The organism is Kribbella sp. NPDC000426, assembly GCF_040300265.1.
Classification (GTDB): Bacteria; Actinomycetota; Actinomycetes; order Propionibacteriales; family Kribbellaceae; genus Kribbella.
Genome location: NZ_JBEPDK010000004.1, coordinates 15,843 through 35,657, shown reverse-complemented (window position 1 = coordinate 35,657; position 19,815 = coordinate 15,843). Strand labels below are relative to the sequence as shown.

Genomic DNA, 19,815 nt, shown 5'->3' with positions numbered 1-19,815 from the left:
GGACCTTCGCCTCTAGGACCTCCCCCGGGCGGACCGGGACGCTGTGGACCATGGATGCGATCGACCTGGCACGGTGGCAGTTCGGGATCACCACCGTCTACCACTTCTTGTTCGTGCCGATCACCATCGGCCTGTCGGCCCTCGTGGCCGGCCTGCACACCGCCTGGTACCGGACCGGGAAGGTGAAGTACCGGCAGCTCACCCAGTTCTGGGGCAAGCTGTTCCTGATCAACTTCGCGATGGGCGTCGTCACCGGCATCGTGCAGGAGTTCCAGTTCGGGATGAACTGGAGCGCCTACTCGAAGTTCGTCGGCGACATCTTCGGCGCTCCGCTGGCGATCGAGGGCCTGCTCGCGTTCTTCCTGGAGTCGACCTTCCTCGGGTTGTGGATCTTCGGCTGGGACCGGCTGCCGAAGCGGGTACACCTGGCCTCGATCTGGCTCGTTGCCATCGGCACCCAGTTGTCGGCGTACTTCATCCTGGCCGCGAACTCCTGGATGCAGTGGCCGGTCGGCTACCGCTACGACCGCGCCTCCGGGCGGGCAGAACTCCAGGACTTCGGTGCGGTGCTGACCAACAAGGTCGCGCTCGCGACCTTCCCGCACACCATCGCGGCCAGCTTCCTGACGGCCGGTGCGTTCATGCTCGGCATCGCCCTGTGGCATGTCCTCCGCGGCGGGGAGGAACGTACGGCGCTCTTCCGGCCGGCCGCGAAGCTCGGCGCCATCACGGTGCTCGTGGCGGCGGTCGCGGTCTTCGTGACCGGTGACATCCAGGGCAAGATCATGACCGAGACCCAGCCGATGAAGATGGCCGCGGCAGAGGCGCTCTACGACACCGCCCAGCCGGCCGGCTTCTCGCTGCTGACGATCGGCTCCCTCGACGGGCAACGTGAACTCTGGTCGGTGACCGTCCCGCACGGCCTGTCGTTCCTCGCCACCGGCAGCTGGAACGGGAAGGTGCAGGGGATCAACGACCTGCAGCAAGCCTACGAACAGCGGTTCGGACCGGGCAGCTACAAGCCGAACATCCCGGTCACCTACTGGACGTTCCGTTCGATGATTCTGTTCGGCGCCCTGGCGGCCCTGATCGCGCTGATCGCGCTGTGGCGGCTGCGCCGCCCGGAGCAGCGACCGTCACGGTGGCTCACCCGCGCTGCGATCGTACTTCCGCTGCTACCGCTGGCCGCCAACAGCTTCGGCTGGATCTTCACCGAGATGGGCCGCCAGCCGTGGATCGTGTTCGGCCTGATGCAGACCCGCGACGGGGTCTCCCCCACGGTCGGCGCCGGCTCGGTGCTCACCTCGATGATCACCTTCACGGTCCTGTACGCCGTCCTCGCGGTGATCGAGGTCGCACTCCTGCTCCGGTTCGCCCGGATCGTCCCGGCAGTGCCGGACCCGGACCTGTCCGAGCCCGACGCCGCCTTCCTGTACTGATCTCCCGTACCGAGGAGCCCCGATGGAACTCACCGATGTCTGGTTCGTGCTGATCGCGGTCCTGTGGACCGGCTACCTGGTGCTCGAGGGATTCGACTTCGGCGTCGGCATCCTGCTGCCCGCGGTCGCCAAGGACCCGGTCGACCGGCAGGTGACCCTGCGCACCATCGGCCCGGTGTGGGACGGCAACGAGGTCTGGCTGCTGGTCGCCGGCGGCGCCACCTTCGCCGCGTTCCCGTACTGGTACGCCAGCCTGTTCTCCGGGTTCTACCTGGCCCTGCTGGTGATCCTGGTCGCGCTGATCGTGCGCGGCATCGCGCTCGAGTACCGCAACAAGCTCCACGACGCGGACTGGCACCGGCGCTGGGACGTCGCGATCGTGACCGGCAGCGCCGTACCGGCTCTGCTCTGGGGAGTCGCACTGGCGAACATCGTCCGCGGCGTCCCGCTCGACGCCAATCACGACTACACGGGCACCTTCTTCACGCTGCTGAACCCGTACGCGCTGCTCGGCGGCCTGACGACGCTGGTGCTCTTCGCCCTGCACGGCGCGATCTTCCTCGCGCTCAAGACGCACGGACCGGTTCGGGACCGGGCTCGCGGGCTCATCCTGCCGCTGGGTGCGGTCACCGTGCCGCTCGCGGCCGCGTTCCTGATCTGGACGCAGTCGTACGACGGATCGTGGATCACCTGGGCACTCGCACTGCTGGCCGCCGTCTGCCTCGTCGGCGGCATCCTCGCCTCACGCGCCGGCCGCGACGGCCTGGGCTTCCTCGGCACGGCGGCGACCATCGTGCTGGCCGCGGCGACGCTGTTCGTGACGTTGTATCCGGACGTGCTGCCGTCCACGATCGATCCGGCCTACAGCCTGACCACCGAGAACGCGGCGTCGACGCCGTACACGCTGAAGATCATGACCTGGGTGGCAGTGGTCTTCACCCCGATCGTGCTGCTCTACCAGGGCTACACGTACTGGGTGTTCCGTCGCCGCCTCACCCGCGACGACGTCCCGCAGGTCGAGGTCGCCTGATGCCGGCCGTAGACCGGCGGCTGGTCCGGCATGCGCGCGGCACGAGGATCTTCCTCGCGTTGTCGGCCGTCATCGGTACGGCGCAGGCCGTGCTCGTCCTGCTCCAGGCGTGGCTGCTGGCCGGCATCATCACCGACGCATTCCTCGGCGGCGCCGGGCTCGAACAGCTTCGTGTCCCCGCGGCGGTACTCGCGGCCACGCTGCTTGCCCGGGCCGTGCTGTCCTGGCTGGCCGAGGTCGTCGCCCAGCGCTGCTCGGCGGCGGTCAAGTCCGAGCTGCGGATGCGGTTCCTCGCCAAGATCGTTGCCCTCGGCCCGCGGTGGCTCACAGGCGAACGCAGCGGCGAACTCACCACGCTCGCGACCCGCGGCATCGATGCCCTCGACGACTACTTCTCGCGGTACCTGCCGCAGCTCGTCCTCGTCGCCGTCGTACCGGCGGCCGTCGCGGCCCGGATGCTCGCGGCGGACTGGCTGAGCGCCGTGATCGTGGTCGCGACCTTGCCGTTGATCCCGATCTTCATGGTCCTCGTCGGCCTCACCACCAAAGCGGCGACCGCGCGCCAGTGGGAGACACTGCAGACGCTGGCGCATCATTTCCTCGACGTGCTCGCCGGGATCGGGACGCTCAAGGTCTTCGGCCGTTCCCGGGCGCAGGTCGAGACGATCCGGCGGCTCGCCGACCGGCAGCGACGTACGACGCTGGCGACGTTGCGGATCGCCTTCCTGTCGTCGCTCGTCCTCGAGCTCCTCGCCACGCTGTCGGTCGCTCTCGTAGCTGTCTCGGTGGGTCTGCGGCTGGTCGACGGGCGGCTCGATCTGCGGACTGCCCTCCTTGTCCTGATCCTTGCTCCCGAGGCCTACCTGCCGCTGCGTCTGCTCGGCGCTCACTACCACGCCAGCGCCGAGGGCCTGGCGGCCGCGGATCAGTTGTTCCGGGTCATCGAAGAGGCCACTCCGGAGCCCGGGCACCTGATCGCAGATGCGTCCGGCCCGATCGTTCTGCGTGAGGTCACGGTGCACAGCCGCGAGGCCGAGGTGCCCGCCGTCGACGACATGTCGGCCGTTGTTCCGCCTGGGCAGATCACCGGGATCGTCGGACCCAGCGGCGCCGGGAAGTCGACCGTGCTCGGACTGCTGCTCGGCACGATCCGCCCGGACCAGGGACAAGTCCTTGCCGGAGGCATCGATCTGATCGGTGCCGACCTCACCCGCTGGCGGCAGGACGTCGCCTGGATGGGGCAGGATCCGGCCTTGTTCAGCGGGACGACCGCGGACAACATCCGGCTCGGCGACGACCAGGCCGACGATCTCGCCGTTCGCAGAGCGGCCCGGCTGGCGCGGGTCGACGTACCGCTGGATCTCGTCCTCGGCGAGCGTGGCGAGGGGGTGTCGGCCGGGCAGCGCCGCCGGATCGCCCTCGCGCGGGCCATCCTGCGCGATGCTCCACTGCTGCTCCTGGACGAACCTACCGAGAGCGTCGATCCGGACACCGAGCAGGCGCTGTTGAAGTCGCTCCCAGAGGCGTTCACGGGCCGGACCGTCGTCATCGTCACGCATCGACCGGCCCTGCTCGAGCTCTGCGACCACGTGATCCACCTCGACCGGACGGCGGTGCCGGCATGACGACGATGCGCTGGCTGGGTCGCGTCGTACGGCCCGAGCTCACCCGGCTGATCGCTGCCGCGCTGCTCGGCGTACTGGCGATGGCGTGTTCGATCGGGCTGCTCGCAACCTCGGCGTGGCTGATCTCCCGCGCCGCGCAGCACCCGCCGGTGCTCTATCTGACCGTGGCGATCGTCGCCGTGCGCGCCTTCGGCATCGGACGCGGAGTACTGCGGTACGCCGAACGGCTCGTCGGTCACGACGCCGCGTTCCGGGTCCTCGGGCGCACCCGCGTGCAGGCCTGGATCGATCTCGACCGCGCCGCACCCGCCGGTCTCGGCGGCACCCGCGCGGGCGATCTGCTGACCCGTGTCACCCGCGACGTCGACGCGATCCAGGATCTCCTGGTCCGCGCCGTACTGCCGATCGCGGTGAGCCTGATCACCGGAGTCGCCACCGTCGCCCTGCTCTCCGCCCTGCTGCCGGCCGCCGGCGCCGTCCTGCTGATCGGGCTGTCCGTCGCGGGGATCGGCGGACCGGTGGTGTCGCTCGCGCTCTCGGCCCACGCCGAGCGTCGGTTCGCGCCCGTCCGATCGACGCTGACGAGCGACGTCCACGCTCTCCTCACCGGTCTGCCGGACCTCACGGCGTACGGCGCCACCGACGAAAGGCTGCGGCAGGTCCGCGAACAGGACGCCCGACTGACCGGGATCCTGAAGCGCTCGGCGTCGTCGACCGGGCTCGGCGCGGCAGTCGCGAACGTCGCACTCGCCTGCACGGTGACGGGCGAGATCCTGGTCGGAGTTCCCGCAGTACGCGACGGGCGACTCGCAGGCGTCATACTGGCGGTTCTCGTGCTCACACCGCTGGCCGCCTTCGAGCTTGTCACGCCGTTGCCCGGAGCCGCTCGACACCTCATCCGCGGCTGGCAAGCGGCCGACCGGCTGCACGCACTGGCGGGCCTCCCAGCGCCATCGGTTGCCTGGGGCACCGAAACGGCCGAGCCCGGCACGCTCTCGCTGCGCAACCTCGACCTTCGGTGGCCGGGAGCCGACGCGCCCGCGGTGGCAGGCGTCGACCTCGAGCTCCGGCCCGGTCAAGGGGTCGGGCTGATCGGTCCGAGCGGATCCGGCAAGAGCACACTCGCCGCGGCCCTCGTCGGCTTCCTCGCGCCCGAGACCGGCCGGATCACACTGTCCGGCGCCGACCTGAGCGCGCTCGACGAGACGTCGTACCGGCGCCTCGTCGTACTGTGCGGGCAGGACGACCATGTCTTCGACGCCACGATCCGCGACAACCTCCGGATCGGCAGCCCGGACGCGGACGACGAGGAGCTGTTCGCCGCGCTCGACCAGGTCCGCCTCGGTGACTGGGTACGGCGGCAACCCGGCGGGCTGGACACGACCGTCGGTGAACGCGGCGCACGGATCTCCGGCGGCGAGCGCCAGCGTCTCGTGCTCGCCCGGGCGCTGCTCGCGAATCCCGCCGTACTCGTCCTCGACGAGCCCACCGCTCACCTCGACGGCCCGACCGCGGACGACCTGATCCACGACATCGTCCACGCCACCGAGGGCCGTACCACGCTCCTCATCACCCACCGCTACCGCGACCTCGAGGACGTCGACTGCGTCTTCGAGCTCGCCCAGCAGGGCGCCGTCTCCGAGGCGCCCGAGACCCGGCACTGGCGAAGGAGGCCGGCATGACCGTTGTCGTAGGCATCGACGGTGCGCCCGACTGTGAGAACGCGATCCGCTGGGGCGCCGCCGAGGCGGAGGCCCGCGGGGTCGGTCTGCGGCTGGTGCACGCGTTCGTCTGGGCGGAGTTCCGCGTGCCGCTCGGACCGAGCGACATGGCGCCGGGGCTACGGGCCAACGCCGACCGGATCGTCGAGGAAGCGGTGGCGGTCGCCCGTGAGTTCGCACCGGGACTGGAGGTGACAGGGCATCGGGTCGACGGGTTCCCGTCCGCGGTTCTGCTGGCGGAGTCGCGGTCCGCGGAGCTTGTCGTGATCGGGAGCCGGGTCGTCGGACGGCTGCTCAGCGCGGTGATCAGTTCGGCGGGTGTCGACCTGGCCGCGCACGCACGGTGCCCGGTCGTCGTCGTACGCCCGACCGAGGATGCGCTCGCGGGCAATGAGGTCGTGATCGGGTACGACGGGTCGCGGGCGGCGGACGCTGCGGTCGACTTCGGCCTGGAGTACGCCAAACGGCACGGGCTGGCCGCGCGGATCGTCGCGGTGCTGGCGGACGACGAGGACGAGGACCACGACCTGCTGGCCGGTGTCCGCGCGCACGCGCTCGCCCAGGACGCCGAGCTGATCGAGGTGAGCGGACATCCGTCCGAGCTCCTGCTGGAATGGTCGGCCGACGCGCAGTTGCTCGTCGTCGGGTCGCGCGGCCGCGGCGGGTTCGCCGGGCTGCTGCTCGGCTCGGTGAGCCAGACCATGCTGCATCAGGCGGCCTGTCCGGTCGCCGTCATCCCGCACGGCGCGATCGAACGTCCCGCCTAGGCGGGTCGTTCGGCACTGCCCGGGCGTGGCTCCCGGGTGGTGTCCTGAGGGTGACGAAGGAGGCTGTGATGTCGAAGAAGGTACTGGTCGCCTATGCCAGCAAGTCGGGCGCGACCGCCGGGATCGCCGAGGCGATCGGCACCGAGCTCCGCGCGCACAACCACGTGGTCGACGTCCTGGACGTCAACCAGGTCAAGGACATCACGCCGTACGACGCAGTCGTGCTGGGCAGCGCCATCTACATCCGCCGGTGGCGGCGGGAGGCGGTCCGGTTCCTGCGCCACCACGTCGACGAACTCCGCGCGCGCCAGGTCTGGCTCTTCCACAGCGGCCCGGTCGGGCCCGACAAGGACGAGGAACAGACGATGCCGCCGGCCGTCCGCCACCTGGCCCACGAGATCGGCGCGACCCCCGCGGTCACTTTCCCCGGCAGCCTCGACCCGGACACGGCCAAAGGCTTCCTCGCGCGACACATGGCCACCGGCGACCTCGCGGGTGACTCCCGCGACTGGACTGTGATCCGCGCCTGGGCCACCGACATCAACGCCGCCCTCGAAGCCACCGAACGCAGCACCTGGCACCGTCCGCCCACCCCCACCCCCACCCGCCCAGCCGGCCACTTCCTCGGCTGAGCGGCCCCGCGGGTCAGCCGCGCTGTTGCTTCTTGGCGTGTTCGATCGCGAAGACGGCTGCCTCGGTGCGGCGCTCGAGGCCGAGCTTGCGTAGTAGCGAGGAGACGTAGTTCTTGACTGTCTTCTCGGCCAGGTACAGGGACTGGGCGATCTGGCGGTTGGTCTTGCCTTCGGCGATCTCAGCGAGAATGCGCCGTTCCTGGTCGGTGAGGGACGCGTACCTGGGGTCCTCCGCCTCGGCCGGGTGGCGTAGGCGTTCCAGGACCTTGGCCGTCATCGAAGGGTCGAGCAGGGATTCGCCGGCGGCGAGACGGCGTACGGCGTCGATCAACGCCTGGCCGTGGATCTGCTTCAGCAGATACCCGGACGCGCCGGCCATGATCGCGGTGAACAGCGCCTCGTCGTCCGAGAACGACGTCAGCATCAAGCACGCCGGCGGCTCGTCCATCAGCGAACGGACCTCACGGCACACGGTGATCCCGTCGCCGTCCGGCAGCCGTACGTCGAGGACCGCGACATCGGGACGGACGGCGGGGATCCGCGCGATCGCCTCCGCGGCGGTCGACGCGTCGCCGACCACCTCGATGTCCGGCTCCGCCTCCAGCAGCTGGTGCAGCCCCAGGCGGACCACCTCGTGGTCGTCGAGCAGGAACACCTTGATCGTCATCACCGACTCCTTCGGATGGCTCGCGTCGCGGCCCGTCGGCCGGGCGCCCCCACAGCATCCCGCGTCCACCACGTTACTCGCCAGGGACCACGGTCCCGGCCTGTTCGGGACCTTCGGCCGGGCCGTCCGGCAGCGCCTGACGAGGGCCCCACCGTGCCGTCCGGCCCGGTCGGCAGTGACCTCGGACCCTGCCCGCACGGACGTCCGGCTGGTTGGCTGAAGGTGACAGCTCGACAGGGAAGGCAGACTCCGATGGACACACAGACCGCAGGCGGGCCGAGCGAGCTCGGCACCCGGATTCGGCATCGGCGGTTGGCGCTTGGTCTGCGGCCGTCGGAGGTCGCGGAGCGGACCGGTCTGACCACGGACCGGATCGAGCAGATCGAGAGCCGGCCGTTCGCGCTCTCCGGCGGGGAGCTGGTGCGGCTTGCACACGCTCTCGGCGTTACCGTCCCGGACCTCACCGGTCCGCCGGCCCCGACGACGGCGCTGCGTCCGACGGCACCCGTACTGGAGCCCATGCGGACCGACGAGTGCATCACGCTGATCCGGTCCGCGACCGTCGGGCGGATCGCGTACCGCGGGGTCGACGAACTGGTGGTGATCCCGGTCAACTACTGCTACCGCGACGAGCTGATCATCTTCCGTACGGCGGCCGACAGCGCAGTCGCGCAGTACGACCTCGAGCCGATCGCGTTCGAGCTCGACCTGTTCGACGAAGGCATGCAGGACGGCTGGAGCGTGCTGGTCAACGGCACGGTCCGCCCCGCCACCGAGCCCGAGATCCGCACCGCACACGACCACGTCGAGCCGTGGGCCGGCGGCACTCGCGAGACCTACCTGGCCATCGAGCCCCGCCGCATCACCGGTCGCCGCATCCGCAACTGGTGAGAACCTGCACGAGGGCCGCACCGGGAATCCCGGTGCGGCCCTCGGCCTTTGCTGTCAGACATCCAGCTCGTGCTCGCGTACGCGGGCGCGGGCCTCGTCGAACTCGTCGCGGGTGATTTCGCCGGCGGCGAAGCGGCGCTCGAGGATGTCGAGCGGCGACGGCAGCACCGGCGGCCGGGGGCGCGGCCGCCGCGTCATCCACACCGTCGCCCACGCCGCGCCGCCGACTGCCACGACCCACAGCACGAGCACGGTCACCGACCAGAAGGCGGCACCTGCGGTCGAGTGCATCATCGGTCCTCCTCACGCGACCTTGGTCGATCCGGTCAGCAGCCGGCCGAGCTCGGCGCCCCATCGGTGCGCGCGCTCGATCTCGACGTCGCGGATCGGGCCGGTCGTCTCGTTCACGAAGAAGCTCTCCGACGGGATCATCCGGTAGCCCTTGCGCCGCAACAGCTTCGCCGCGGACCGGGCCGCCGATCCCGGCAGCCGCCGTACCTTGGCGATCCGGGTGTCGAAGGTCGCCACCTGGGGCGGTCGCGGGCGGCTCTCCGCCGCTTCCAGTGCCGCCAGCCATTCGCGGATGCCGACCTCGACCGGCGTCACCAGGTCACCCTGCTTCCAGGCTTCCTGCCGGGTCGACACGCGGCTCATCGAGAACGCGTGCGTCGGTCCGCCGACGACCAGCAGCCGCAGGTCGTCGGACAGCACGCTGGGCGCGCGGTTCACCGCCACCACGTCGGCCGGCAGGTAGCCACGCAATCCGTCCCGGATCGCCCGCCCGATCCGCTCGGTGTTGCCGAACATCGACTCGTACACCACGAGTGCACGATCACTTCCGGACATGATGCGCCTCCGATCAATGCGCTGGTACGGCGGAGGCCGCGCGCCGGCCGGCCCGCGACTTCACGCTCTCGGTCGGGTGGTGGGGCACGATGGCCACCGGGCAGGTCATCGCGGCCATCGAGCGCCGCGCGACCGGGTCGACCGGCAACGCACCGCTGTGGGCGCCGACGACGACCAGGCCGACGTCGCTGCTCTCGTGCACGAGCGCCGCGGCCGGCGGCCGGCTGCTCAGGAACCGGGTCACTCGGACCCGCGGGAACCGGCTCGTCCACGGGCCGAGCGTCTCCGACATCAGGTACTCCGCCCGGCTGATCCACGCGCCTTCCGGATCCTCGTCGTTGAACGGACGCTCCGCCGGCAGCCCGGCGTGGACCACGATCAGGTCGCCGTCACGACCGGCCGCCATACTGAACGCGAACTCCAGTGCCTCGTCTGACAACGGCGTACCGTCGATGCCAACGGCAACTTTCCGGTCGAGCAGCGAAGGCTTCCACGACAGCGGTACGACGATCACCGGGCAGCCCGCCCGGGCCGCCAGGGTCAGGTTGGCCTGGGTGTGCACGAGCCGTTGCGGACCACGGCTGCGGGACCTGCCGACCACCAGCATGCGCGCGGCCCGGGCGGCGTGCGCGAGCACCCTGGCCCGCGATCCCTCACCGGCGACGGCCGCCAGCTCGAGGCCGTACCCGTGCTGGTGCCGTACATGCGCGACCGCGATCCGCAAGGTGGCATCGGCCAGCTCCGCGGGCGGCTTCGACGCGTACGCCGGCATCATCGGACTGTACGAACCATGTGCCGAGTACGGCGCCACGAGCACCAGCTCGGCACCGGACTGCAGCGCCTCCGCGGCGGCGTAGTCCACCACCCGCAGGTTCTCCGCGCTGCCGTCGACTTCGACCACAACGGATCCGGTCCGATTCCAGGCAGTCATTTCTCTCACCTCACACTTGAACTGGTACGACGGCCAACGGGCACGTCGCGTGGTGCAGTACGCCTCTGGTCACCGAGCCGAGCAGGACCGACATCAATCGCGTGTGGTGGCGGGTGCCGACGACCAGCAGCTGGGCGTCGCACTGCTCGGCGGCCGTGATGACGCCGTCGACCGCGTGGCCGCGCCGGACCGCGACCTGGATGGTCGCGTTCGGGCACTTCGCCTGCCATTCGGCCGCGACGTTCTCCAGGTGCCGCTGCGCGTTCTCGGCCCACTCTGACTCGACGCCGGCGGTGTTCATCGCGTCCCAGCTGAAGATGGCCGGCAGGTCCCACACATGCAGGATCCGGATCGGCACGTCCCGTTCGGCCGCCGCAGCGGTCGCGAACTCCAGCACGGCTGCGTTGTCCTCGCCGTCGTCGACCGCAGCCAGCACCGGGCCGGCGTGATCGGCCGGCCTCCAATGCGCCGGTACGACGACAACCGGGACCTGCGCCCGCGTCACGACCGCCTCCGACGTGGAGCCGATCAGCAGCCGCTTGAACACCCCCAGGCCCCGGCGGCCGACGACCAGCATCCGGCTGCCGGCAGCTGCTTCGGCCAGCGTCCGGGCCGGTGGCCCGACCATCAGCCCCGCCTCGTGGTCGAGGGCGTCCGGGCTTTCGTCCAGGAACTTCTGGACGTCGTTGACAAGATCCGTCGACGCGTCGTCGACGGCGTCCGGCTCCCAGCCAGGGGCCTGCCGGACCTGCTCCTCGATCACGTGCACCACCTGGAGGGGCTCCTGCCGGAGCAACGACTCCTGCAGGGCCCACTCCAGGGCACCGGTGTCACGCCAGGAGCCGTCGACTCCCACGTGAATGACCGGCTTGACGGTCATCCGACTCACCGCAGCCACGGGTACTTGCGGACGAAGTCCAGGCTGCTCCACCACTTGCCCAGACCCCAAACGTTGCCAGCGGCAACCAGTGCGAGCGCGATGACGGTGATGGCGCCGACGATGTGGTCGTCCAGGACCGGGTTGTTCTCCGGCGGCAGGTTCGCCGACCACATCAGCAGGTACAGCAGCGTGCCGGCGCCGGCCGCGATCCGCATGCCGATACCGAGGGTCAGCGCGAGACCGATACCGGCCAAGCCGACCATGAACAGCGGGGTGACCCACCAGTCACCGACCAGCGAGTGGTAGAAGTCGGCCATCGGGCCGGTCGTCCCCTTGCCCAGGAAGCCGGCGGTCGGGTCGCCACCGTCGATCCAGCCCTTGCCGGACGGTGTCGCGTAGCCCCAGCCGAACAGCTTGTCGAAGAAGGCCCACAAGAAGGTCAGGCCGTAGACGATCCGCAGTACGGCGAGCATTCGCCCGGCCGCAGTGGTGATGATCGGATGGCGATCGCCGTCGGGCTCGATCGCAGGAGCCGGCAGGTGCTGCCGATTCGGCGTGGTGGTCATGATGTCGTCCTTTCACTGGTTTCCGACACCTCGATCGTGCGGTTCCGCGGCGCCGATGGTCAGAGCCGTTGTCACCCCACGTACCGGGGGCGAACGGCCCCTCGCGCCCGGGACGTATGCCGCTGTCCGCCGCGCGACGCGCGGCCCACGCTGGAATCGGAAGGACCACAGCCCGAGGGGAGGCGCCGATGCTGACCGACCAGCTCACGTCCACAACGCTCGGCGTACTGCTGCACGCTGCCGACACCGCTCCGGGGCTGCACGTCCCGCGCCCCTGGCGGATCGAGGCGAACGGGCACCTGATCGACGTCTACCTCGACGAGAGCCCGCAGCCCGATCCGGTCGCGAGGCTCCAGCGCATTGCCACCGGCGCAGCCGTCTTCAACATCCGCTGTGCGGCCGCATCGCTCAGGTACGACAGCTGGACGAGCCTCTACCCCTACCCGAGCGACCCCGGCCTCGCCGCCCGGATCCTCGTCGAACCGACCGGACTCCCCGACCAGGAGCTCCAGCAGCTGTACGCCGCGATCCTGAGCCGGCACCTGGTCCGTCCCGCCACCCCGCCGGACGACCAGGTACGCCGTGAGCTCGAGCGGGCCGCGGCGATCGAGGACGCGCAACTGACCTGGATCCCGGTCGGGTCGCTCGCCGTCGTCGTCACCCACCGCGGTGAACCCGCGGATCAGGTCCAGGCCGGCATCGCACTCGAACGGGTCCTGCTCACTGCTACCGCACGCGATGTCCGGGCCGAATGCGTGAACCACACACTGATCCGCTTCGGCGAGCGGACCGGAACGGACAAGCCATGAACGCTGCACTGACCGACGACGAGATCGGCATCCTGCTGACGGCGGCCGTCCAGGCGCCCTCGATCCACAACACCCAGCCCTGGCGGTTCGAGGTGCACGGGCCGGTGGTCGACGTACTGCTCGACGAGGAGCGCACGCTTCCGGTCGAGGACGCGTCCGGGCGCGCGGCCCACATCGGCGCCGGCGCGGCGGCCTTCAACGTCCAGGTCGCGGCCGCGATGCTCGGCCACGAGTCCCGCCTCGCGATCCATCCGGATCCGGCTCGCCCGGAGGTCACGGCCCGGATCTTCCTCGCCGCCCGCAGTACGCCGGTCCCCGGGCTGAGCCGTCTGTACGGCGAGGTGTCCCGGCGGCACACCTATCGCGGGCCGCTCCTCGAGCACCGGATCCCGTCGCAGTTGCAGCGCCGGCTGAGCGACGCCGCGCGCACCGAAGGCGCGAGGCTGCGGTGGCTCGACCCCGCCGACCGGTCCGAGCTCGGCACGCTGCTCAAGCAGACCGACGTCCTCGAGATGCACGACGAGGACCGTCTCCACGAGCGGCACAGCTGGGTCGGCGGCGACCGATCGAGCGACGGAGTCCCCGGCAACGCTCTCGGGCCGTCCCCCGTGCGGGACGCGCTGGTCCGCGATCTGTCCGCGGGCTACGACAGCGCGCATCGTAGTCAGGCCGTCTTCGAGACCGATCCGACCATCGTCGTGCTCGCCACGCCCGAGGAGGACGCCGACGCGTGGGTCCGGGCCGGCGCCGCCCTGCAGCGGGTGCTGCTGACGGCCACGTCGTACGGCCTCGTCGCGTCGTTCCTCGACCAACTGCTCGAACACGCGCCGGCGCGCTACCAGGTCCGGGAGCTGATCGGCGGCGAGCAGTGGCCGCAGATGGTGATCCGGATCGGCTACCCCGCACAGTCCGTGCCACACCCGAGTCGCCGCAACTGGCGCGACTCCTTCGACCAATGGTTCTAGACAAGGAGAACACCATGACCACCCAGTCCGCCCCGATCGTCGTCGGGTACGACGGTTCCACCGGCAGCCAGAGTGCGCTGCGCTGGGCGACCGACGAGGCCGTCCGGACGATGGCGCCGCTCCGGATCGTCGAAGCCTTCGAGATCGTCATCGTCACCCGTCCGTCACCCGGCCAGGTCGTCCCGCTCGACGCTCTCCGGGCGGCACGGGAGAAGGGTCTCTCGGCAGTTGCCGAAGGCATCCGTCTCCACCACCCGGAGCTCACCGTCGAGACGACGCTGGTGGGCGGCGCGGCGCCGAAGGTGCTGATCGAGGCCGCCGAGGACGCTCGGCTGGTCGTCCTCGGTTCACGCGGCCTCGGCGGCTGGACCGGACTTCTCGTCGGGTCGGTCGCCGTCCAGGTCACCACCCACGCGGTGTGCCCCGTGCTGGTCGTACCGCACGACCCGCGGCCGCAGATCCAGCACCGGCCCACGGTCGTCGTCGGCGTGGACGGCTCGAAGGCCTCCGCCAAGGCGATCGACTTCGCCTTCGACCAGGCCGACGCCCGGCACGCCCGGGTGGTCGCGATGCACGCCTGGACCTCGCCGTTCCTCACCTACGACGACGGCGCGTCGATGCTGCAGTTCGACGAGGAGAAGGTCCGGGACGAGTCCAGGTTGCTCGTCGCCGAGTCCGTCGCCGGCGCGGCCGCGGACCACCCCGACGTCGAGTGGACCACCGAACTGGTCTCCGGGTCCGCGGCGCAGGCCCTGGTACGGCGCTCCGAGACCGCGGACCTGCTGGTGGTCGGATCCCGCGGCCGCGGCGGATTCACCGGCCTCCTGATCGGATCCGTCGGCCAGAGCGCCCTCCACCACACCCACTGCCCGATCGCGATCGTCCGTTGAACGGAGCCTGGAGGCACCCCATGTCCCAGGTCAGAGCCCTCACCGAGCAGCCGACCGCGGTTCGCCGCACGCTGCTGATTCCTGAGCAGCTGGCGGACTGGGTGCCGTCGGCGTGCGCCGTCGTCGCGGAGCATCTGCGGCATCACGGCATCGCGCCGATCGGTTTCCCCTACGCCCGCTGCCATTCGCTGCCCGACGGGCTGGTCGAGGCGGAGGCCGGCTTCCCGGTCGCCGCACCGATCGCCGACAGCGGAGTCGTCGTGCCGTCGACACTTCCCGGCGGGCCGGTGCTGGTCTTCTGGCACACCGACCCGGACGAGAAGCCGGCCCAGACCTACCAGGCCATCGAGGAATGGCTGCAGGCCGAGGGCGCGGTAGCCACCGGGGACAGCTGGGAGGTCTACCACGACCTGCCCAGCTGCGACCAGGTCGGAACCCGTATCGAGATCATCCAGCCGATCAGCTTCTGTCGAACCTGAGCGTTGAAGAGCCGCGGTCCGCGACGTGTTGTCGCGGGCCGCGGCTGTTGTTCGGCTACTCGAGGCCCTTGTCGCCGAAGAGGGCGACCTTCAGGGCGCCGGTCGTGGCCGGGTCGGCGAAGACGTCGTACGCGTCCTGCATCTCGTCGAGGCCGAAGCGGTGGGTGACCAGGCCGGGCATCTACAGCCGGCCGGCGGCCAGCATCGACAGCAGCCGCGGCGTCGAGAACGTGTCGACCAGACCCGTCGTGATGGTGACGTTCTTGATCCACAGGTCCTCGAGGTGCAGGGTCGCCGGCGCGCCATGGACACCGACGTTCGCGACCGTGCCGCCGGGGCGGACGACCTGCGTGCACAGCTCGAACGTGGCCGGGATGCCGACCGCCTCGATCGCGACGTCCGCGCCGAGTCCGCCGGTCAGCTCGCGGATCCTGGCGACCACGTCCTCGTCCGGGCCGAGCGCGAGATCGGCGCCCCGCTCCAGCGCGGCCTTGCGGCGCGAGTCGGCTGCGTCGACCACGACGACGTACGACGGCGTGAACAACTTGCTGGTCGCCAGTGCCGCCAGCCCGATCGGACCGGCGCCGACGATCACCACGGTGTCACCCGGCGAGACCTTGCCGTTGAGTACGCCGACCTCGAACGACGTCGGCAGGATGTCCGCCAGCAGCACCGCCTCCTCGTTCGTGACGTTGTCCGGCAGCCTGTACACGGACCGGTCGGCGAACGGGACCCGGACCTGCTCGGCCTGCGTGCCGTCGATCAGGTGACCGAGGATCCAGCCGCCACCACCCAGGCACTGGCCGTAGTGTCCTTGCCGGCAGTACTCGCAGCGCCCGCAGGCCGTGATGCACGAGATCAGCACCCGGTCGCCGATCGCCACGCCGCGGACGCCGCTGCCGACGGCCGTGATCGTGCCGACCGCTTCGTGCCCGAGGATCCGTCCGGGCTGCACCGTCGGCACGTCGCCTTTCAGGATGTGCAGATCGGTACCGCAGATCGTGACCGCGTCGACGCGAACGATCGCGTCCTCCGGGTCCTGGATCACCGGGTCCGGCACCTCGCGCCAGCTCCGCTGTCCCGGACCGTTGTAGACCAATGCCTTCATCGCAAACCTCCCTGGACGAGACTTTCCACCCTCGACTCTGGTCCGCCGGATCGGCAGCCACAGCGGCCGAACCGCACTGTTCGGCGGGACCTTCGGCCCTGCCCGCGGCGCAATCCCCCGGTTTGACTGGAACTGCAGGAGTACGAGCCCCGGGAGGTGCCATGTCCACCCAAGAACCTGTGCTGGTGGGGATCGACGGATCCCGAGACGGTCTGATCGCACTGACCTGGGCAGCGTCGTACGCCACGCTGCACGACGCACCGCTGCACGCCGTACACGTCATCGACGACGATCGGCAACTGTCCACCGGCTCATCGTCCGACGGGCCGGACGACGGCAGTGAGGTGATCGACGACGCACTGCACGAGCTCGAACGGATCGGCTTCCGGACGGCTTCGCTCGAGGTACGGCACGGCCATCCCGCCCAGGTGCTCCTCGAGCTCTCCAAGCACGCACAAGCCCTGGTCGTCGGCCGCCGCGGGATGGGTGGCTTCGCCGAACTCGTCCTCGGCTCGACCTCTCAGGTCTGTACGGCGCTCGCCACCGACGTCCCGCTGATCGTCGTCCCCGACACGTGGGACCCAGCCGCACCCGCACGCGGCCGGATCGTCGTCGGTGTCGACGGATCCAGCGAGGGCCAGGAAGCGCTGCGGTTCGCCTTCGAACTCGGGGAGACGACCGGCGCGGAGGTCCACGGCGTCCACGCGATCGAAGTACGCGAGAGCTACCCGGACCCCAACGTCTGGGTCGACCCGAGCCGGCAGCCGTGGATCGACACCGCCGACGAACTGCTCACCCGGACCCTCGAAGGCTGGACCGAGAAGTACCCGGACGTCCGGGCCGAGAGTCGCGCTGTCACCGATCACCCGGTGCTCGTCCTGGCCCGCGAGTCCCAGGACGCCGACCTCGTGGTCGTCGGCGGCATCGGCCGGACGGCGTTCTCCGAGCTGCGGATGGGTTCCGTGGCCCGCGGGCTGCTGTACCACTCGCACTGCCCGGTTGCCGTCGTACACCATCAGGAGCACTGAGATGGACATGGTCATCAGGACGCGCGGGCTGACCAAGCGCTTCGGTCGCCGGACCGCCCTCGACAAGCTGGACCTCGACGTACCGGCCGGCGTGATCGTCGGGTACCTCGGTCCGAACGGGGCTGGCAAGACCACCACGATCCGCCTGCTGGCCGGACTGATCCGGCCGACCGACGGCTCCGCGGTCGTGTTCGGGTTCGACGCCGCCGATCAGTACGACGTGATCCAGCGGCGGATCGGCTACCTGCCGGGCGACTTCGTGGCCTATCCCGATCTCACCGGCACGCAGTACCTGGACTACTTCGCGCATCTGTACGGCGGTGTCGACCGCGAGCGGATCAAGCTGCTCGCGAAGCGGTTCGACCTGGACCTCGGCGTCCGCATCGGGTCGCTGTCGCGCGGCAACCGGCAGAAGGTCGGGATCGTACAGGCGTTCATGCACGAGCCGGATCTGCTGATCCTCGACGAGCCGACGTCCGGCCTCGATCCGCTGATGCAACGCGAGTTCCGGTCGCTGCTCCGCGAGACCCGCGACGCCGGCCGGACCGTGTTCCTGTCCTCGCACGTGCTGTCCGAGGTCGAAGCCGTCGCCGACACCGTCGCGATCCTCCGCGCCGGTCGCCTGGTGACCGTCCAGTCGGTGCAGGCGTTGAAGGACACCGCGCGCCGCCGCCTCGACCTCACCTTCGCTGGTGAACCGCCGGCCGACCGGATCCACGCCGTACCAGGAGTCCAGGAAGTCACCGTCGACGGACACACCGCTCGCGTGGCGGTGACCGGATCGACGGCCGAGCTGATCCGGACGGTCGCGCCGTACGACGTGACCAACGTGCTCAGTCACGAGGCCGATCTCGAGGCGGCGTTCCTCGACTACTACGACGGCCAGAGGTGAGAGCCGTGTTCCGCAACGTCTTCCTGAAGTCCCTGTACGACGCGCGCCGCGGCCTGATCGGCTGGTCGATCGCGATCGCCGTCCTCGTGCTGCTCGAGTGCGCGCTCTGGCCGTCGGTCCGGGACATGCCGGACCTCCAGCAGCTGTACCAGTCGTTCCCCGAGCAGCTGCGCAAGTTCTTCAACCTCGACGCGATGACGACCGGCAACGGATTCCTCAACGCCGAGCTGTTCACGCTGATGCTGCCCGGTCTGTTCCTCGTCTACAGCATCGGCCACGGCGCCCGCACGCTGGCCGGCGAGGAGGAACGTGGCACGCTCGAACTGTTGCTCGTCACCCCGGTCTCCGGCGCCCGCATCGTGGTCGACAAGGCCCTCGCGCTGGCGGTCTCGGTCGTTGCCCTGGGCGCCGTGTTGTTCACGGCAACGATCGTCGGCAGTCTGGCCTTCGGCCTGGGCATCTCCGCATCGGCCGCGGCCGGCGGCGCCCTCGCGCTGACGTTGCTCGGCCTCGAGTACGGTGTACTGGCGCTCACGGTCGGCGCGATCACGGGCCGCCGTACCACGGCGATCGGGATCGCGGCGGCTGCTGCGGCCGCGGCGTACGTCGTGTACGCCGCCGGCCTGATCCTTCCGCGCTTCGAGTCCTGGCAGCCCTACTCCCCCATCCACCAGGCCTTCCACAACGGCCCGCTCGGCGCCGGGCTCCAACTCAGCTACCTGTGGCTGCTCGCGGGCACAGTCGTTCTGACCCTGTTCGCCCTGCCCGCGTTGGACGGCCGCGACATCTCCACGGCGCACTGACCATGTCCGGACTGTCCCGCCGCGACACCTCGACCACCGTCCTGATGGTCGCACTGCTGGCCGTCCATCTGCCGTTCGTTGCACTAAGCAACCGAGCGACGAGCTGCCTGTCACTGCTCCTGATCGGCGCTGCCGTGCTCGTCCTGACCCCCGCCCTGCGTCCGGATCTCACCGGCTGGCTCTCGGCGTTCCTCGCCCTCACGTCCGTGACCGCAGGCGCGATCGTGATCGGTCTGCCGACGTCGTCGGTCCTCGCGACGGTCTCGGTCGCGACGGCCCTGGTTCTGTGGTCCGTCAACCTCGCCGACCACCTGACCTTCTCCACTCCCGAGGAGCACCACGATGACCCAGTTGATTCCGCTGCCGTTGCACGCCGGTGAGGAGATGAAGCGCCTGGCGCGCTTCCTGCGAGACGTTCGCTGGACGGGCGCCATCGAGGCCGGTGCGATGGGCCCCGACAGCCCCGCGATGACAGCGACCGGCGAAGGCCGGCACCACGCGATCCAGGACGGCTTGTGGATCGTCGGCGACTACCAGCAGGACCAGTTCCTTGCCGACGGCACCTTTGTCCTGCACTGGGAGCTGCATTGGGTCTCCGGCTGGGATCCCCGGTCCGCCGAGTACCGCGCCTCGATCGCCGACAACTACGGTCACGTGGAGCTGCTGTCAGGGCGCATCGACGGCGACCTGCTCACCTTCCGCAGTATCGGCCGACCGCCCATCCGCACACAGCTGTCCTGGCAGATCGTCGACGACGACACGATGACCTGGCGCAACGATGTCTCCATCCAGAACGGACCCTTCGAACTGGTCGAACAGTACGTCTGCACCACGATCACCTGAGTG

At 70.1% G+C, this 19,815-nt stretch carries 24 protein-coding genes; 16 read left to right on the top strand and 8 right to left on the bottom strand.

The annotated features are described in order from the left end of the window. The first annotated feature begins 50 nt into the window (after window positions 1–50). The 6 genes from ABT313_RS19390 (at window position 51) to ABT313_RS19365 (ending at window position 7,214) form a co-directional block, all read left to right on the top strand. On the top strand, window positions 51–1,439 hold the full coding sequence (locus tag ABT313_RS19390; protein WP_350855286.1) for a cytochrome ubiquinol oxidase subunit I: 1,389 nt from the start codon (window positions 51–53) through the stop codon (window positions 1,437–1,439). A 22-nt stretch (window positions 1,440–1,461) separates the two neighbouring features. Next, window positions 1,462–2,469 (top strand): cytochrome d ubiquinol oxidase subunit II, encoded by a 1,008-nt coding sequence (gene cydB / locus ABT313_RS19385; RefSeq protein WP_350855283.1) that lies wholly within the window; start codon window positions 1,462–1,464, stop codon window positions 2,467–2,469. Continuing rightward, window positions 2,469–4,094 (top strand): thiol reductant ABC exporter subunit CydD, encoded by a 1,626-nt coding sequence (cydD, locus tag ABT313_RS19380; protein ID WP_350855280.1) that lies wholly within the window; start codon window positions 2,469–2,471, stop codon window positions 4,092–4,094. The genes cydB and cydD overlap by 1 nt, the downstream gene beginning before the upstream one ends. Next, on the top strand, window positions 4,091–5,776 hold the full coding sequence (gene cydC / locus ABT313_RS19375; protein ID WP_350855277.1) for a thiol reductant ABC exporter subunit CydC: 1,686 nt from the start codon (window positions 4,091–4,093) through the stop codon (window positions 5,774–5,776). Before cydD ends, cydC begins: the two co-directional genes overlap by 4 nt. Next, window positions 5,773–6,582 carry a universal stress protein gene (locus tag ABT313_RS19370; RefSeq protein WP_350855274.1) on the top strand — a complete coding sequence of 270 codons (810 nt, stop codon included), beginning with the start codon at window positions 5,773–5,775 and terminating at the stop codon, window positions 6,580–6,582. Before cydC ends, ABT313_RS19370 begins: the two co-directional genes overlap by 4 nt. Window positions 6,583–6,650: 68 nt before the next feature. Further along, window positions 6,651–7,214: a flavodoxin domain-containing protein gene (locus ABT313_RS19365; protein ID WP_350855271.1), complete on the top strand. Its 564-nt coding sequence runs from the start codon at window positions 6,651–6,653 to the stop codon at window positions 7,212–7,214. Between the two features lie 13 nt (window positions 7,215–7,227). Here ABT313_RS19365 and ABT313_RS19360 read toward each other — a convergent pair whose 3' ends face one another. Continuing rightward, window positions 7,228–7,881, bottom strand: coding sequence for a response regulator (locus tag ABT313_RS19360; RefSeq protein ID WP_350855268.1), 654 nt, complete (start codon window positions 7,879–7,881; stop codon window positions 7,228–7,230). 252 nt (window positions 7,882–8,133) lie between these two features. Between ABT313_RS19360 and ABT313_RS19355 the strand changes: the two genes are divergently transcribed. Then, window positions 8,134–8,772, top strand: coding sequence for a helix-turn-helix domain-containing protein (locus tag ABT313_RS19355; protein ID WP_350855265.1), 639 nt, complete (start codon window positions 8,134–8,136; stop codon window positions 8,770–8,772). A gap of 54 nt (window positions 8,773–8,826) precedes the next feature. On the opposite strand, the gene ABT313_RS19350 is transcribed toward ABT313_RS19355, so the two are convergent. Genes ABT313_RS19350 through ABT313_RS19330 form a run of 5 tightly spaced genes read right to left on the bottom strand, consistent with a single transcriptional unit; the run spans window position 8,827 to window position 11,995 of the window. Continuing rightward, window positions 8,827–9,066: an SHOCT domain-containing protein gene (locus ABT313_RS19350; protein ID WP_350855262.1), complete on the bottom strand. Its 240-nt coding sequence runs from the start codon at window positions 9,064–9,066 to the stop codon at window positions 8,827–8,829. 9 nt (window positions 9,067–9,075) lie between these two features. Then, window positions 9,076–9,618 carry a flavodoxin family protein gene (locus ABT313_RS19345; RefSeq protein ID WP_350855259.1) on the bottom strand — a complete coding sequence of 181 codons (543 nt, stop codon included), beginning with the start codon at window positions 9,616–9,618 and terminating at the stop codon, window positions 9,076–9,078. A 13-nt stretch (window positions 9,619–9,631) separates the two neighbouring features. Then, a complete protein-coding gene (locus ABT313_RS19340; protein WP_350855256.1) occupies window positions 9,632–10,549 on the bottom strand; it encodes a universal stress protein in 918 nt (305 codons plus the stop codon). 10 nt (window positions 10,550–10,559) lie between these two features. Then, a complete protein-coding gene (locus ABT313_RS19335; protein WP_350855253.1) occupies window positions 10,560–11,429 on the bottom strand; it encodes a universal stress protein in 870 nt (289 codons plus the stop codon). A gap of 5 nt (window positions 11,430–11,434) precedes the next feature. Next, window positions 11,435–11,995: a hypothetical protein gene (locus ABT313_RS19330; protein ID WP_350855251.1), complete on the bottom strand. Its 561-nt coding sequence runs from the start codon at window positions 11,993–11,995 to the stop codon at window positions 11,435–11,437. 188 nt (window positions 11,996–12,183) lie between these two features. Here ABT313_RS19330 and ABT313_RS19325 point away from each other — a divergent pair, with 188 nt between their 5' ends. From ABT313_RS19325 to ABT313_RS19310, 4 genes are read left to right on the top strand one after another with little or no spacing between them, the layout of a single operon-like run. Continuing rightward, window positions 12,184–12,804 carry a hypothetical protein gene (locus ABT313_RS19325; protein ID WP_350855248.1) on the top strand — a complete coding sequence of 207 codons (621 nt, stop codon included), beginning with the start codon at window positions 12,184–12,186 and terminating at the stop codon, window positions 12,802–12,804. After that, window positions 12,801–13,769, top strand: a complete 969-nt coding sequence (locus ABT313_RS19320) for an Acg family FMN-binding oxidoreductase (RefSeq protein ID WP_350855245.1) — start codon at window positions 12,801–12,803, stop codon at window positions 13,767–13,769. The genes ABT313_RS19325 and ABT313_RS19320 overlap by 4 nt, the downstream gene beginning before the upstream one ends. A gap of 14 nt (window positions 13,770–13,783) precedes the next feature. Further along, window positions 13,784–14,659: a universal stress protein gene (locus tag ABT313_RS19315; RefSeq protein ID WP_350855242.1), complete on the top strand. Its 876-nt coding sequence runs from the start codon at window positions 13,784–13,786 to the stop codon at window positions 14,657–14,659. A 20-nt stretch (window positions 14,660–14,679) separates the two neighbouring features. Beyond that, a complete protein-coding gene (locus ABT313_RS19310) occupies window positions 14,680–15,138 on the top strand; it encodes a GyrI-like domain-containing protein (RefSeq protein WP_350855239.1) in 459 nt (152 codons plus the stop codon). 55 nt (window positions 15,139–15,193) lie between these two features. Here ABT313_RS19310 and ABT313_RS19305 read toward each other — a convergent pair whose 3' ends face one another. Beyond that, a complete protein-coding gene (locus ABT313_RS19305) occupies window positions 15,194–15,319 on the bottom strand; it encodes a hypothetical protein (protein ID WP_350855237.1) in 126 nt (41 codons plus the stop codon). After that, window positions 15,320–16,246 (bottom strand): alcohol dehydrogenase catalytic domain-containing protein, encoded by a 927-nt coding sequence (locus ABT313_RS19300; protein ID WP_350855234.1) that lies wholly within the window; start codon window positions 16,244–16,246, stop codon window positions 15,320–15,322. Between the two features lie 161 nt (window positions 16,247–16,407). Between ABT313_RS19300 and ABT313_RS19295 the strand changes: the two genes are divergently transcribed. Genes ABT313_RS19295 through ABT313_RS19275 form a run of 5 tightly spaced genes read left to right on the top strand, consistent with a single transcriptional unit; the run spans window position 16,408 to window position 19,812 of the window. Further along, on the top strand, window positions 16,408–17,274 hold the full coding sequence (locus ABT313_RS19295; protein ID WP_350855232.1) for a universal stress protein: 867 nt from the start codon (window positions 16,408–16,410) through the stop codon (window positions 17,272–17,274). Window position 17,275: 1 nt separating this feature from the next. Next, window positions 17,276–18,166, top strand: coding sequence for an ABC transporter ATP-binding protein (locus ABT313_RS19290; protein WP_350855229.1), 891 nt, complete (start codon window positions 17,276–17,278; stop codon window positions 18,164–18,166). Between the two features lie 5 nt (window positions 18,167–18,171). After that, the gene (locus ABT313_RS19285) at window positions 18,172–18,969 is read left to right on the top strand and encodes an ABC transporter permease subunit (RefSeq protein ID WP_350855226.1); all 798 of its coding nucleotides are present in this window, start codon (window positions 18,172–18,174) and stop codon (window positions 18,967–18,969) included. A gap of 2 nt (window positions 18,970–18,971) precedes the next feature. After that, window positions 18,972–19,349, top strand: coding sequence for a hypothetical protein (locus tag ABT313_RS19280; protein ID WP_350855223.1), 378 nt, complete (start codon window positions 18,972–18,974; stop codon window positions 19,347–19,349). Then, window positions 19,312–19,812 carry a DUF1579 family protein gene (locus tag ABT313_RS19275; protein ID WP_350855220.1) on the top strand — a complete coding sequence of 167 codons (501 nt, stop codon included), beginning with the start codon at window positions 19,312–19,314 and terminating at the stop codon, window positions 19,810–19,812. Before ABT313_RS19280 ends, ABT313_RS19275 begins: the two co-directional genes overlap by 38 nt. Window positions 19,813–19,815 lie beyond the last annotated feature (3 nt).